Source organism: Actinomadura napierensis (assembly GCF_039529375.1).
In the GTDB taxonomy this organism is placed as follows: Bacteria; Actinomycetota; Actinomycetes; order Streptosporangiales; family Streptosporangiaceae; genus Spirillospora; species Spirillospora napierensis.
In genome coordinates this window covers 1-14,014 of record NZ_BAAAMR010000050.1, presented here as the reverse complement: position 1 = coordinate 14,014, position 14,014 = coordinate 1, and the positions used below count along the sequence as shown (strand labels likewise).

Below are 14,014 nucleotides of genomic sequence, written 5' to 3'. Positions count from 1 at the left end.
AATCTCGCAACAGGTTCCCCACACGCCCAGTGATGTGGCTGTTCGGAGCGTCAGTCTCCGCGGCCAGTGCCTCTCGGGTGCATGCGTGGCCACGATCGTGGCGCGCGGTCGCCTCGCGAACCGAGCCCCTGCCTCTTGGCTCTGCTGCGGCGGATTCCGCCGCTGGCGGGCCGCTCGTGTTGCGGCCAGGCCTGGCGGGACGTCCTAGCGGCCCGCACTGCCTCCTCAGCGCCCGGGTCGCTGTCGGCGATGTCTCGCAGCGCCGTGGCGTCCATCAGGTCCTCGGCCGCGCTTCCCCGCTCGGTGGCGGCCTCCCTGTGCAACTCGCCCGAGGTGGGTGAACCCGGTGCGCCCTCCCGTTCGACAGCGGCCGCATCGTCGCGCTGAGCCTCATCCCCAAGGTTCGCCGCGCGTCCCTCGCGGTACTCGGCCTCTCGCTCATCGGGACCCTTGCGGCGATCCACGATGCCGGCCGCGTCGAACGCGCCAAGCGGTGCACCGGTGGGATCGGACAACTTGATGATCAGACGTCGCTCGCGGGCGGCATCCAGGTCTCCGGCGAAGGTGCCGAGTTGGCGCTTGGCGAAAGCTGCCAGCGACTCGTCCCGGGGGACGCTCTCGACTCCGCTGGCCTCCACCGTGGCGGCCGAGACCGTGAAGGAGTCGCCCGTCTGGGTTGCTTGTCCGGGCCCTTCGACCCGGAAGGCGACGATGCGTTCACCGCGTCGTTCGGCCTGGGCTCGCTGGACCTCACCCGACACCTTGGCGAACGAGGCGCCGGCGCCGACGTCGACGCCGTACCGCTGCAGGATCTGCTCTTGCAGATCGGCGCGCATTCCGTTCTTGGCCGCGCCGTCCGGCCAGCCCCCAACGTGGGTCCACGTGCCCGCGATCTCCTCTGCGGTCGCGGTATCCCACCATTCGGGTTCCAGGTCGCGGCGGAGGATTGCGGCCTCATTCACCACGGCGACGTCCTCGCCGAGCAAGTCCGCGTTGATCTGGTCGATCCGCAACTGCAGTTGCTCCAGCCTCCTGGTCACCTCGGCCATCGCCGCGTCGTGTTCTTCGACCGACATGCGGGCGCCGTCTCGGGTGGGCGGAGTGGTTCGAGGATCGGCGCCCTGGCGGAGCGCGACCTCGTCGGCGAGCGTCTCTCGGGCAGCTGCCAGCCGCGGGTCGGCTTCGCGGAGTCGCCTGAGTTCGCGGCGCAGACGTTGACGCTCCACCAGGTGGACATCGCGGGCCGCTTCGACCGGGGCCTCTGCCGTGCCGGCCAGGACGTCTCGCGCCCATTCGTCGTACTCGATCCGTGTCTCGACGGCTTGGTCGTCACGCAGCATCTGGCGCCGTTCGCCGCCCGGGCGGCTTCCGTCGTAGACGTCGATGACTAAGCGGCCACTCGGCTCGGTTCCATCGTTGCGGGCGGCACGGAACTCGGTCAGCTTGTCCGCCGCGACCACCCTCAACGGCAGCCGGTCGTCGACGTCCATGGAGAGCGTTCCCCGCTCCACTGTGGAACCGTCAGCAGTGTCGTAGATGACGAACGAGACCTGCCGCTCGGCTCCCTGGGGGGCGGCGAGGATCTCAGCGGCCAGGGTGCTGTTTACCGGCTCGTCGGGCATGTCCACGTTGAACCGGTCTTTGATCAGCTCACGCAGTCGCTGCTGGGTGCGGCGCCCCATCGGGTCGCCATTGCGCGCCCACCCGCCCGTCACCTCCCACGCCATGCCGATCTCGGCTAGGCCGGACGCGCCGGCTTGGTCAGCGGAGACGCGTTGCCACCACCGCTCATCCCAGACCTGCCGCATGATCGGCATGTCGCCGTCGCGAAGCGCCTTGATCCGGTCGCGGTCAGCCCGCTCGGCGGCCTCGGCTGCGGCTTGCAGGGCGCGGGCCTTCTCGGCTGACCGCTGCGCCCAGGCAGTCACCACCTCGGTGGCAAGAGAGGTGATCGCCTGTATCTGTGGTCCGACGTTTCCTGCGATCCCCTCACCGGGCGTGGACGCCGCTTGGACGAAGCTGCTGAATTCAGTCATCGTGCTGCGCTCCCTTGTGTCGCCGATGGTGCTCGCTGCGCTTCGACTCCGGCGCTAACCCCGGCCGAACTCTGGTCCCCCTCGGCCCGGCGCGGGCGGCGTGTGGGGCGGCCGCCCTGGCGCAGGGATGGGCGTGATCGATCCAGCAGAAGGTCCGGGCCGCGCTGTCCCCGGTGCCGCCGCCAGCCGTGCCGCAAGGCTGGATTGCAGGTCGGTGAGTTCTCCCCTCGACACCCGCGCCAGGGCCATTGCGTGCTGTGCCTGGCCGCGAGCACGATGTGCTTCCTGCAGTGCCTCGATCATCCGGATCATCTGCTGCAGCAGTACAAGCTGACCGGTGATACCGCGGTCTCCGTTCGATGCGGCAAAGCAGACCATCGCCACCCCGCGCAGGTCTCTGATCGAGCCCTCTCGACGAGCACGAGGTTGAGCTCGGGTGGTCTGCGCTGACCGCGCCAATGCGTCCGCTGCAGCCGCCAACGGGCCCGGACGGTCCGCCTCCAACTGGGCCGACCATGCCGCCAGAACTCCCGCCACCTCGCGAGCAGCACCCGCCCACAGCGCGGTGTCCTCGGGCGCGATGGCGGCGAGCTGCTGCCGGACGCGCCCGACCGCCTGGGCGGCCTCCTGCCACACCTGTGGTCCGTAGGTGCGAGAGGGGCGACGAGCGCGCCCGGCCGGCTTTCCTTCCGTCCGGCTCATCGTGCCGCGCGCGGCGGTTCGATCCCATTCGTTGAGGGCGGCTCGCTGCTCGCTTTCGGTCTCCCAGTCCGGCCACTGCTCCCGCAGTCGTGTCAGCGACAGATCGGGCGCCAATCGTCCTCCACCGAACCACAGCATCGGCTCGGTCTTGCCAGCCTTGGGGCCTGCCTGCTGGGCCGTCTTGACGGGATGCTTGCTGTCGGGATGCAGCGCGACCGAGTACCCCACGACCTTGGTCCGGTCGCCCTTCTCGTAGCGCGGCCGTGGGATCACGCCCACACCGCGGAGACGCTGGACGAAGTCGGCCTCGCTGGAGGCCGCACCGGCGGCTGCGCGGACGGCACGAGCCAGCCGGATCCGATCGGGCTCCGCCTTGGTGGGGTCGCGTTTGACGCGCTCGATCTCGCTCCGGCTCAGGCCCGGCATGCCTCCGCCCTTGCGGCCCGGGACCGCCTGCAGGCCGAAGCGGCGTTCGAGATCAGCGGCGATCGTGCTCATCCGCACCCGGTCCCGGAAGATGCTGGCGAACGTACCGTCCTCGCGGACCAGATTCACCGCCAGGTGCACATGCTCGTTGCCGTTGACGGACTTGCCGTGGTGGACGGCGACCCATCGGCACGGCGCCCGCCCGGAGTCATCGTCGAAAGCCATCTTCTCGACCACGTACCGCACTGCCTGGGCCCACTGTTCGTCGCTGAGCTTGCGTTCGTCGGTGGACTCCTTCGCGGACAGGGAGAGCGAGAGATGCCAGACGTGCCCGCCGCGCATCTCGACTCCCATCGCCCGCCGGTGCGAGTCCATCGCCTGTCCCAACTCCACGACGGCGGCGCGGTTGGTCGCGAGATCCAGCGGAGTTCCGTCATCCACTCCGAGAGTGTCAGCGGCCGCTATCACGCGCTGATTGACGTGCTCGTTGTGGCGGCCAGGCCCGGCCAGATACAGGAGCAGTCCGACGGTGTTGTCGCCGCGCTGCGGAGACACTTTGGCGATCATCGCGACGTCCCGGACAGCTTGTCGGTCGCCTCGCTCAGCCGCCCCAGTGCACGCGCAGCCGCGTGCATGGTGGCCGTCACCTCTTGGGGTACTTCTCCGGACGCATTCGCCGCGCGGGTGAGCTGGTTGAGGTTGCGGCCGATCGCTGCAACGAGACGACGGGCTCCCGCGAACTCGGCGATCAGCCCGCGTCGCTCGCTGGCTGTCTGCTCGTCGCCAGCCAGCGCAGCTTCGATCATGAGCCGTTGCATCGAGACGCCGGCGACCTTGGCGCGTGCGGCGATCTGCACCTTCTCCTCGTCGGTCATCAAGACTTTCACTACGTTCTGCCGACCGCCTGGTGCGCGCTGGAGGCGAGTGACCTTGCGTGGCCTGCTCGGCGTCGATTCGGCGGCCATCGTCCCCCCTTCCCCAGCGGAGCGACCCCATGATCAATGGGGACATCACCCGACACGGTAGGGAGGGTGATCCTTTGGGCACCAGCCCCAAAACGCGATCAGGTAACCTGATCGCCTATCTTGCTCCTGCTCTTGCTCCTGCTCTTGCTCCTGCTCCTGGAGCGTGGGGCGGCAGGGGCGCTCTGGACTAGTGTCCAGTTGCTCTTTCAAGTGAATCCTTCACGTTCGCAGCTCACTTTGCAGAGGCCGTTACTCATCGAGCGAAAACGATCGGCCGTCTTGTCGGTTTCCCTTTCACTCACGGGGTGATGATCACTACGATTCGGCCGCATGAGCACCGAACAGAGCAGCGATGTGCAGGATGCGGCGCGAGCACTGCTGGAGCGTCAGATGCAGGACCGTCTAGCGGTCATCGATCGGCTGATCGAGAGCCAGGCAGCCGAGAAGCAGCTCGACCACCAACTTGCTGTGATCAGGCAGCAATGGCATGGCGAGTGGGCGGAAGCACTCCGGCTCGGTTGGTCAGAACAGGACCTTCGAAAGCTGAAGCTCCGTACTCCTCCGGACCTCACCGGGAAGCCCATGCGCAGGGCTAGAGGCGCCCGGGGCGCTGCAGCACGTTCGAGTACTGGTGATGCTTCGTCTCCGACCGTAGATGGCAGCGGGCCTTCTGCCCCGCCCGCTGTGGACCTCGCTGCTGGGCCTCCTGCGACTCCAAGGCCGGCCAGCTTCACGTGATGAGACCAGTGCCCTCAGCTTGCTCGTCGGCGGGGCGCTATGAGCGCTCTACGTGAAGGGCATCCTTGCCGCTGGCGCCTCATGCGGAGACGCTGAACGCCGCAGCGCCCCCTGAGCATCACCTTCATGCTCAGGGGGCGCCAATAGGGGGGCTGGCGCGGCTACACCCGTCCCTCAATGAGGGCTCTGTGGGATTTCATCAGCCCGTCCGGCAGGGCGTCGACTGAGAACCATGCCGCCTCCAGGATCTCGGCCGCATCGAGTCGCAGCCTGCCGCCCCGAAGCTGGGCCTCGTAGGCCACCTCGGCGCGAAGTTTGTAGCCCGAGGTAACGCTCACCAGTCGGCCAACGGTGACGTCGAGACCGGTCTCTTCTTTGACCTCTCGGACGATGGTGTCCTGCCACGTCTCCGACTTGTTGGCGTAGCCGGTGGGCAGTCCCCACTGCTGTCCCTCGCGCCAGAGCCGGTGGCGAAGAAGGAGGATGCGGTCACCGTCTCGGACCACGCCGGTAACGCCGATCATGAACTTCGCGTGTGCCAGCCAGAGGACTCGCCACTGAAGCGAACCCCGCATCATGCGCCACAGGCGCGCGCTGACGTGAGCCATGAAACTCTCCTCGGTTGTGCCATGGTCGCCCGGCCTACCGCAGGCCGGGTCACTGCTGGGGGGTGGTCCTGGCGGAAGCCGATGGCTCCCGCCAGGACCGGCTGAACGTCGGCGCTCTACCGCTGGAACATCTCAGCGAAGGTTCGGCCGTGGTGATCCTGAAGCCATCGCGACACCGGTCCGCGCTCCCCAGTGAGCATCGCGCGGTAGAGGACCTCGTGAAGGTGCATCGCCTCGTCCCGCCCGACCTCATTCAGGAAGGCGGCGTAGGGCGCGGACACGAGGTTGTCGTAGAACGCCATCCTCGCCAGGTAGAGGTCGGTGCCGGACAGCACTTCGGCCTTGTCCCTGCGGCGCAGAGCGCTCAACTCCGCGTCGTGGTCGGACTGGTCGAGGGACCCGACCAGGTCCCGGAAGGCGAAGCGGTCAACGCCGGAGAACTGTGCCTCGGTGATGCCGAACATCTCGGCCACCTGGGCGGTGATCTGCCGAGCCGTAAGGTCCGTTCCGCCCTCCATGATCACGCCCAGATTGCGGGCCGGGCGGGTGTTGCGCGACTCCTCCGGCGTGGGCGCGTCCGCCTTGGAGTAGGAGGTTCCGTCCAGGTCGCGCGAGTTGTAGCCGTACCGCGTCCGGTAGACCACTCGCGCACTCGGGTGCAGGACGTAGCGACGGTAAGAGGACCAGTGCCCTCCACCGTCGTGAGCGTAGGACCGGATGAGGTCCAGCGCCCTCAGTTCGGCCGGGACGGGCCGCCGACCGGACAGGTCACCGTACATGGTGATCACTGCTCCAGCCTGCCAGTGCCGGTAGCCCTGATAGGGCCGGTGGAAGCCACCGAAGTCGCCCGGAACGACCGACTTCCAGCCCACCCAGAAGCGGGTGTGCGAGAGCAGGTCCGTGATGCCGTAGTCCGCGAACTTCTCCGCGATGAGCCGCAGGCCCGCGCGGACGATCACACCGTGCCCCCCGAGCTTTCCGACCGCCTCGGGCAGAGTTACGAACGAGACGCCCGGGTGCTCGGCCCCGAGGTCTGCCGCGCTTCGCAGTGCGGCAAGCCGGTCCCGAACCTCCTGCTGATCGGCGAAGGTTCCCTCGAATCCTTCGTTCGGAGTGAGGATCATGCGTCCTCTCCCTTTCGTACGGAACGTGTGGTGGGTGTCGGTCGGGTGCCATCCCTTCCGACATTTAAAATACTACATGAAATTAACGCCATGGGCAACAGCGATCCCGCGTTCGACCGAGAACAGAACCGACTCGGTGAGGGCTCTACTGCGCGCCCGGCACGCCCTCACCGCATCAACTACAAACGGCTATGCGATGAGGTTCAAGCTCCCTAGCGAGCGTCGGCAACGACTACTGAAACGCCCTAGTGAAAGCATCCGCCGGGTATGGAGTAGGTCAGGCAGCGGCCCGGCGCGGACGATGCTTCCTGGAGCATCTCCCTCCCCTCGCTGAGAGCTTGAAGAGAGGTGTCGGAAGCCCAGCAGACGAACGCCAACATGAGCACGTCGACGATGAAGAGGCACTCTCCCCGAACCGGGCTGAAAGCGTTAGCGCCACACAGGCAGCCGACCATGAGCGACCACCTGCCGTTCCCCCCTCTGGCTCTCGGGGACGCGCTAGCTGGCATGAGGGCAGGCCGTACCCGGTTCAGTCCCAAATCGCCGGAGGCTACGGGATTGCTCCCTCCGCGCCGGCTGGTGCATCGCAAAGGAAGGTTGCCGTTCCGGTCCGGCGCGCCTCCGAGAGCGCTCGGACCCGGGTGAAGAGGCGCGTGCTCATCGTCCGTTGCCAAGACTCCAGAGACTGGACTTGCCAACTCACATGCTCACCGGGATCGAGGACGATCTGCCCAAGCTCCGCTTGGGTGAGCACGCCCCCGTCGAAGACGAACCCGATCTTCGCGCAAGGCCACCCTGATTGTGGCGCGAGAAAATGCGTCAGTAGCAGCCTAGGAGGTCCCTGAAATTCCAGGCCTGTCTCCTCGCGGCACTCACGGACGGCCGTGGCGAACGGCGTACCGTCACCATGCTCAACATTGCCGCCGGGCAGTTGCCACGCTTCCGCCTTCGCCGCAGAGCGTAGGGCTAGAGGGTTCCCGGTTTCATCGGTGAAGTAGAGGGCTGCATACATCGTGGCGTTCGGCAACGTTTGGACGTACTGCTCGGGCGGCAGCCAACTCACGGAACCTCTCCTAATCGACGACGGAACCCTGCGATCTCCTCATGAGGCTAGCGTCGTCCGGGCGTCGCTCGCTGCAAACCTCTCGGCTGCTCGTTGTGCTCGACGGCGCCCCCCTTGCGCGTGGCAGCGAGTCGGCCTGTTCAGCACCCGAGCCGCCACAGCTCGGCTGCTGGGGGCCTGGACCCCAAGCTGGCCAACGCGCCGAACAGGGACGGTACCGGCCGTGACGAAAGCCGGTGCCCGTGACGGGAAGCGGCACTTGGCACCAATCCCGAACAGGATCGATAAGAGCTGTCTGCGCATAGGGGCACGCGGCGGCCGTGCCCAACATCTTGGAGCACGGTGATTCGTGTCGCGAGGACCTCTCCTGGATCGCCGGACTGTCTGTGCCGCGCATTACGGTGGCGTGGTCGGGGCCGTTCCAGGCTCCGCTCCACCGATGAGGGCGGTCGCTGATGGGGAAGCGAAGTTCTCGGCGGAACCGGCGAGAGCCGGTCCGGCGTCCGATCGTCGTCCGCGCGTCGGAGCGGTCAAGCAGCCCGGTCCCCGCGGCCCGGCGGGGCATCGAGCCCGGGCCATCGCGGATGCCGGAGTTCGAGCCGGTGATGTACGGGATGCTGGCGAAGGTGGCGGTGGAGGTCGTGCCGTTGTACACCGCGCTGGCGGTGGTGCACGCCGACATGAGCGGCGCGCCCGCTAACGCATGCGTGCCGATCTGCTACCAGTTGGCCGGCGCACTGGAACTCCTGGGATTCGACGCCGAGGTGATGGCGGCGTGCGCCACGGTGTACGACCGCGACCGGCAGGAGGTGAAGTACGCCGACGTGGGGGTGTGGGAGCGGCCCCCGATCGTGCGGGCGGACGGGACCACCGACGGGCACGCGGTGCTGTGGGCGGCCTCGTTCAGCAGACTGGTGGACCCGACCATCGCGCAGGCGCCGCAGCTGGTGAAGGCGGCCCGCGACGACGTCAAATTCACCTTGCCGACGGTCCTGCCGCTGCGCAGCCGCGAGTACCTGCTGTCGACGCCGGCGGTGGCGGCACCCAAGGGCCCGTACTTGATCTCCTGGATGCTGTTCCCGGACTGGACCGGGGCGCTGGCGCCAGCGCTGCAAGGCGAGCTTGGCGACGCCCTGCCGTACGGCAGCTTGGCTCTGGCCCATTCGTGCCTGCAGGTCCTGCACGCCCTCGCCGAGGAACGCGACGATGTGCGACGGCTGCGCAATCTGTACCCGTACTTGGGTGATCTGCTGGCCGGTCGGCGGCAGCTTCCTGCGCTTCCCGCCGAGCCTCCGGCCGCGTTCCAGCGGATCCGCCACGCTGCGCGCGGCCAGGGATAGACGCGTCGAACTCCTCTGCCAGATTCCATGGCTGCGACGGCGGCCCTGCTGGACTCCGGCGCAGCGTGCGGGCATTGAGTGATCGGTGCTTGGTCTGGTCACTTGTCCGGCCGAGGGGTGCGCTGCGGGGCGAGGGGCTGCTGGGCCGGGGGCGGGGTGGTCCAGGGCAGCATGCGGAAGGCGCGGGCGCTGATGGGATCGGGCGCGTACAGGGCGGTCGCGATGATGGTGATGGTGAGCGCGGCCTCCAGCACGATGAGCACCACGGCCAAGGCGGGGGCGGTCAGCCACAGGCCGGTGTGCAAGAGCCCGGCGGTGGTCCAGGCCACGCTCGGGCGGGCCGGTCGGCGGGTGCTGGAGTGCTTGGCCATACCCGCAGGCTGCCGGTCACGGCGACCGGTCCGGGAGGGGGTCTGGACAAGGTCGGACTCATACCGCTTCCGGCCAGGTGAGCACCGGGCGTGTCCGGACAGGGCAGGATCCGAAGGGTTCGGACAAGTCGCGGACGGGGCGAGGGAGGTGCGGTGGCGAGAGGGCCGGCCGACTTCGGGGCGGCGTTCGCCACGCTGCTGGCGGCGGCCGGAACCAACCCCGACGGGGTGGAACGGGCACTGCCGCGAGGAGTGAGACGCAGCACGTTGTACGACTGGAAGAACGGCCAGCATCTGCCCAGCGACACCGGCCCGCTGGTGCAGGTGGTGGAGTTGTGCCTGGGGCGGGCCGGCCCCGGTGCCGACCTGCAGGGCGCGCCGGGTGATGTGGACGGGTGGCTTGTGTTGCTGGCCGAGGCCAAACAGACCCGCGACACCCAGGCAGAACAGCACCGCCCCCCGGATCGTCCTGACCGACCCGCTGACCGGCCTGTACCGGAACCCCCCGAATCCGCCGATACCAGTGCCGAACCGGGAGTACCCCAGGGGTGGTCCGTCGAGGAGTGGGGGCCGGCGCGGCTGGGCGTGCACCGGGCGATCGGCGGCGGCACGCTGCCGCCCTACGTGCTCCGCACGCATGATCATCTGCTGTATGCGCTGCTGAAGCCGAGAGTGGCCGGCAACCGGCTGGTGGTGCTGCGCGGCGGGTCCTCGACCGGCAAGTCCCGCGCCGCCTACGAAGCGGTCCGGGTGCAGCTGCCGCGCGCGGCGGTGCTGTACCCGCAGTCCGCCGCCGCCCTGGAGGCGCTGCTGGAGCAAGGTATGCCGCGCCGGTCGGTGCTGTGGCTGAACGAGCTGCGGCACTACGCCGACGCTCCCGGCGGGCAGGCGGTGCTGGCGCGATTGGCCGGACTGCTGCAGTGCCGGGACCATCTGGTGGTCATCACCAGCGTGTGGCCCGACTACTGGGCCGCCTACACCGCCGACCACCACACCGGTCCCGGCGAGATGGACCCGGTGCACGCGACCCGGGCCCTGCTCACCCCGCTGCCCGTACTGGACGGAGTTTCTCCCCGCAAGGTCGACGCCGCGCTGGGCGGGGTCATCGATGTGCCCGAGGTCTTCACCGGCGATGACCTGGCCCGGGCCCGCCGCCAGGGAGACCATCTGCTGGACGAGGCGATCATCGCAGCCGAGCGCGGCGGCTCGCCCGGGCAGGTGACCCAGTACCTGGCCGGCGTCCACGCCCTGCTCGCCCACTACCAAGGGCCCGGCGCTGACCCTTACGGGCAGGCGGTGATCACCGCGGCGATGGACGCGGTCCGGCTCGGCCACCGCCACCTGCTCAACCCCGAACTGCTGCGGGAGGCGACGGTCGGCTATTTGCCCGACCGGGCGCGGGCCCTGCCCGAGCCGCAATGGCAGCAGGTGTGGTCCAGCGCATGGACGTACGCCACCCGCGAGCTCAAGGGCGCGGTCCGGGCGCTGGAGCCGGTCCCGCCCGAACACGGCATCGGCGTGGCCGGCTACCGCCTGGCCGACTACCTCGACCAGCACGCCCGCACCGACCGCGCCGACCAGATTCCCCCGCACAGCTTCTGGACCGCCGCGGCCGCGCACGCCCAACCCGCCGACCTCAACGCCCTTGGCGAGGCGGCCTGGGACCGCGGCCTGTACCGCACCGCCGCTCAACTGTGGAAGAACGCCACCACACACGGACACCCCTACGCCGCCGCGAACCTGGTCAACTGCCTGCACACCCTGCACCCAACCGACCCCCGCCCCGCCCGCTACACCGCCGCGCACGTCGTCCTCGACGACCCGGGGGGCCTGGCGGACCTGCTGCGCTTGTTGCGGGAGGTGGGGGCGGACGAGGCGGTCGCGGTGCTGGCCGAACGCGCCGCGCACGTCGCCCTCGACAACCCCGGGGGCCTGGCCGCCCTGCTGCGCGGGCTGTGCCGGGTGGGGACGGACGAGGCGGTCGCGGTGCTGGCCGAACGCGCCGCGCACGTCGCCCTCGACGACCCGTGGGGCCTGGCGGACCTGCTGCGCGGGCTGTGCGGGGTGGGGGCGGACGATGCGGTCGCGGTGCTGGCCGAACGCGCTGCCGCGCACGTCGCCCTCGACCACCCGGTGAGAGTGGCGGACCTGCTGCGCGGGCTGCGGGAGGTGGCGGCGGACGAGGCGGTCGCGGTGCTGGCCGAACGCGCCGCGCACGCCGCCCTCGACGACCCGTGGGACCTGGCGGACCTGCTGGACGGGCTGTACGGGGTGGGGGCGGACGAGGCGGTCGCGGTGCTGGCCGAACGCGCCGCCGCGCACGTCGCCCTCGACAACCCCGGGAGAGTGGCGGACCTGCTGCGCGGGCTGCGGGAGGTGGCGGCGGACGAGGCGGTCGCGGTGCTGGCCGAACGCGCCGCGCACGCCGCCCTCGACAACCCCGGGAGAGTGGCGGACCTGCTGCGCTTGTTGCGGGAGGTGGGGGCGGGCGAGGCGGTCGCGGTGCTGGCCGAACGCGCCGCGCACGCCGCCCTCGACAACCCCGGGGGCCTGGCCGCCCTGCTGCGCGGGCTGTGCCGGGTGGGGACGGACGAGGCGGTCGCGGTGCTGGCCGAACGCGCCGCCGCGCACGTCGCCCTCGACCACCCGAGGGGCCTGGCGGCCCTGCTGCGCGGGCTGTGCCGGGTGGGGACGGACGAGGCGGTCGCGGTGCTGGCCGAACGCGCCGCCGCGCACGCCGCCCTCGACCACCCGAGGGACCTGGCGGCCCTGCTGGACGGGCTGCGGGAGGTGAGGGCGGACGACGCGGTCGCGGTGCTGGCCGAACGCGCCGCCGCGCACGCCGCCCTCGACCACCCGAGGGGCCTGGCGGCCCTGCTGGACGGGCTGTGCCGGGTGGGGGCGGACGAGGCGGTCGCGGTGCTGGCCGAACGCGCCGCCGCGCACGTCGCCCTCGACGACCCGGGGGGTCTGGCGGCCCTGCTGGTCGGGCTGCGGGAGGTGAGGGCGGACGACGCGGTCGCGGTGCTGGCCGAACGCGCCGCGCACGTCGCCCTCGACCAACCGGGGGGCCTGGCGGCCCTGCTGGACGGGCTGCGGGAGGTGAGGGCGGACGACGCGGTCGCGGTGCTGGCCGAACGCGCCGCCGCGCACGCCGCCCTCGACCACCCGAGGGGCCTGGCGGCCCTGCTGGACGGGCTGCGGGAGGTGAGGGCGGACGACGCGGTCGCGGTGCTGGCCGAACGCGCCGCCGCGCACGCCGCCCTCGACCACCCGTGGGGCCTGGCGGCCCTGCTGGACGGGCTGTGCCGGGTGGGGGCGGACGAGGCGGTCGCGGTGCTGGCCGAACGCGCCGCCGCGCACGTCGCCCTCGACGACCCGGGGGGTCTGGCGGCCCTGCTGGTCGGGCTGCGGGAGGTGAGGGCGGACGACGCGGTCGCGGTGCTGGCCGAACGCGCCGCGCACGTCGCCCTCGACCAACCGGGGGGCCTGGCGGACCTGCTGGACGGGCTGTGCGGGGTGGGGGCGGACGACGCGGTCGCGGTGCTGGCCGAACGCGCCGCCGCGCACGCCGCCCTCGACCACCCGAGGGGCCTGGCGGCCCTGCTGGACGGGCTGCGGGAGGTGAGGGCGGACGACGCGGTTGCGGTGCTGGCCGAGCGGTTGCCGGCTGCCGGTTTGTTCTCTCAGTTCGTTGAGATCGGCGACCGGGGGAGGAGATTTCACTTCGGGCGCGACCGCGAGGGAAGCGCCGCCGGCCCCTGGTCCTGGCAAGACCTGCAGTAGCCGAGGAGGGTCTCGGTGATCAGGACTGGGCGGCACGATCCGAGTCCGGCCGCCGAGTTCAACCACCACTCCGGTCCGCACGGTCACCCTTGCTCGGTGCCGGCCGCTGCTGCAAGCCGGTTGAACGGTCGTCCGACGGGGCGTCCGATCCGGTCTCCACGCGGGTCTTGGGGGGCCGGGCGGTGACGCTGTGGGGGGCTTGTTCGGCACGCACCGCGCGTTCGCGCTGCTGGGCCTCGGCGATGCGGGCAGCGTCCAGGTCACGCTGCAGTACCTGCAGTTCGGCGCGGTGCGCGGCCTGCGCGGCGATCAGGTCGGTGCGGGCGGTGTCGCGTTCGGCGCGCATCTGCTCGGCGGCCTCGACGGCGCTCTGCCGCTGCGCGCCAGCCTGGCGGACCTGCTGCTCGGCGCTGCGCCGGGCGGCGCGGACCTCCTCGGCGGCGCGGCGGTCCCGCTCCTCGCGCTCGCGGTCGTACTGCTCGGCCTGCTGGGTGACCTCGCGCAGCTGGGCCCGGGTCTCGGTGTGCGTCTGGCGCTCGGCCGCCAGCTGGTCGGTGGTCTGCCGCAGCCGCTCGGCGTGCTCGGCGAGGCGGGCGTCCAGCTGGTCGGCCTCCTGCCGGGCGGTGTGCAGCTGCGCGGCGGCCGCGGCGTGGTCGGCACGTGCCTGGTGCAGGCTCTGCACGGCCAGCTCGGTCTCGGCCTCGGCCTTCTGGCGGGCCAGCCGGTCGGCGTCGGCGGCCCGCTCGGCCAGCCGGGCCCGCTCGCCGGCACCGCTGGCGCGGTCGGTGGCCTGCCGGGCGGTGCCCTCGGCGTCGGCGGCCGCGGACCGCGCGGCCTGCTCGCGGCGTTCGGCGG

At 70.6% G+C, this 14,014-nt stretch carries 10 protein-coding genes; 2 read left to right on the top strand and 8 right to left on the bottom strand.

Features of this window, described 5'->3' with window-relative positions; translation table 11 throughout:
- Positions 1-50: 50 nt before the first annotated feature.
- The 6 genes from ABD296_RS25875 to ABD296_RS25850 form a co-directional block, all read right to left on the bottom strand.
- Positions 51-2,036, bottom strand: a complete 1,986-nt coding sequence (locus ABD296_RS25875) for a hypothetical protein (protein WP_344272171.1) — start codon at positions 2,034-2,036, stop codon at positions 51-53.
- A gap of 54 nt (positions 2,037-2,090) precedes the next feature.
- Positions 2,091-3,731 (bottom strand): relaxase/mobilization nuclease domain-containing protein, encoded by a 1,641-nt coding sequence (locus ABD296_RS25870; protein ID WP_344272168.1) that lies wholly within the window; start codon positions 3,729-3,731, stop codon positions 2,091-2,093.
- Positions 3,728-4,129 (bottom strand): plasmid mobilization protein, encoded by a 402-nt coding sequence (locus ABD296_RS25865; RefSeq protein WP_407061515.1) that lies wholly within the window; start codon positions 4,127-4,129, stop codon positions 3,728-3,730. Before ABD296_RS25865 ends, ABD296_RS25870 begins: the two co-directional genes overlap by 4 nt.
- Before the next feature lie 899 nt (positions 4,130-5,028).
- On the bottom strand, positions 5,029-5,475 hold the full coding sequence (locus ABD296_RS25860) for an NUDIX domain-containing protein (RefSeq protein WP_344272162.1): 447 nt from the start codon (positions 5,473-5,475) through the stop codon (positions 5,029-5,031).
- Between the two features lie 116 nt (positions 5,476-5,591).
- Positions 5,592-6,599 (bottom strand): hypothetical protein, encoded by a 1,008-nt coding sequence (locus tag ABD296_RS25855; RefSeq protein WP_344272159.1) that lies wholly within the window; start codon positions 6,597-6,599, stop codon positions 5,592-5,594.
- A 550-nt stretch (positions 6,600-7,149) separates the two neighbouring features.
- Positions 7,150-7,662, bottom strand: a complete 513-nt coding sequence (locus ABD296_RS25850) for an NUDIX hydrolase (protein WP_344272156.1) — start codon at positions 7,660-7,662, stop codon at positions 7,150-7,152.
- A 584-nt stretch (positions 7,663-8,246) separates the two neighbouring features.
- Between ABD296_RS25850 and ABD296_RS25845 the strand changes: the two genes are divergently transcribed.
- The gene (locus ABD296_RS25845; RefSeq protein WP_344272153.1) at positions 8,247-9,002 is read left to right on the top strand and encodes a hypothetical protein; all 756 of its coding nucleotides are present in this window, start codon (positions 8,247-8,249) and stop codon (positions 9,000-9,002) included.
- A 98-nt stretch (positions 9,003-9,100) separates the two neighbouring features.
- On the opposite strand, the gene ABD296_RS25840 is transcribed toward ABD296_RS25845, so the two are convergent.
- Positions 9,101-9,373 carry a hypothetical protein gene (locus tag ABD296_RS25840; RefSeq protein ID WP_344272150.1) on the bottom strand — a complete coding sequence of 91 codons (273 nt, stop codon included), beginning with the start codon at positions 9,371-9,373 and terminating at the stop codon, positions 9,101-9,103.
- A 153-nt stretch (positions 9,374-9,526) separates the two neighbouring features.
- Here ABD296_RS25840 and ABD296_RS25835 point away from each other — a divergent pair, with 153 nt between their 5' ends.
- Positions 9,527-13,159, top strand: coding sequence for a hypothetical protein (locus ABD296_RS25835; RefSeq protein WP_344272147.1), 3,633 nt, complete (start codon positions 9,527-9,529; stop codon positions 13,157-13,159).
- 58 nt (positions 13,160-13,217) lie between these two features.
- Here the strand turns inward: ABD296_RS25835 and ABD296_RS25830 are convergent.
- A partial coding sequence (locus ABD296_RS25830; protein WP_455363865.1) for a hypothetical protein occupies positions 13,218-14,014 on the bottom strand: 797 nt, incomplete at its 5' end.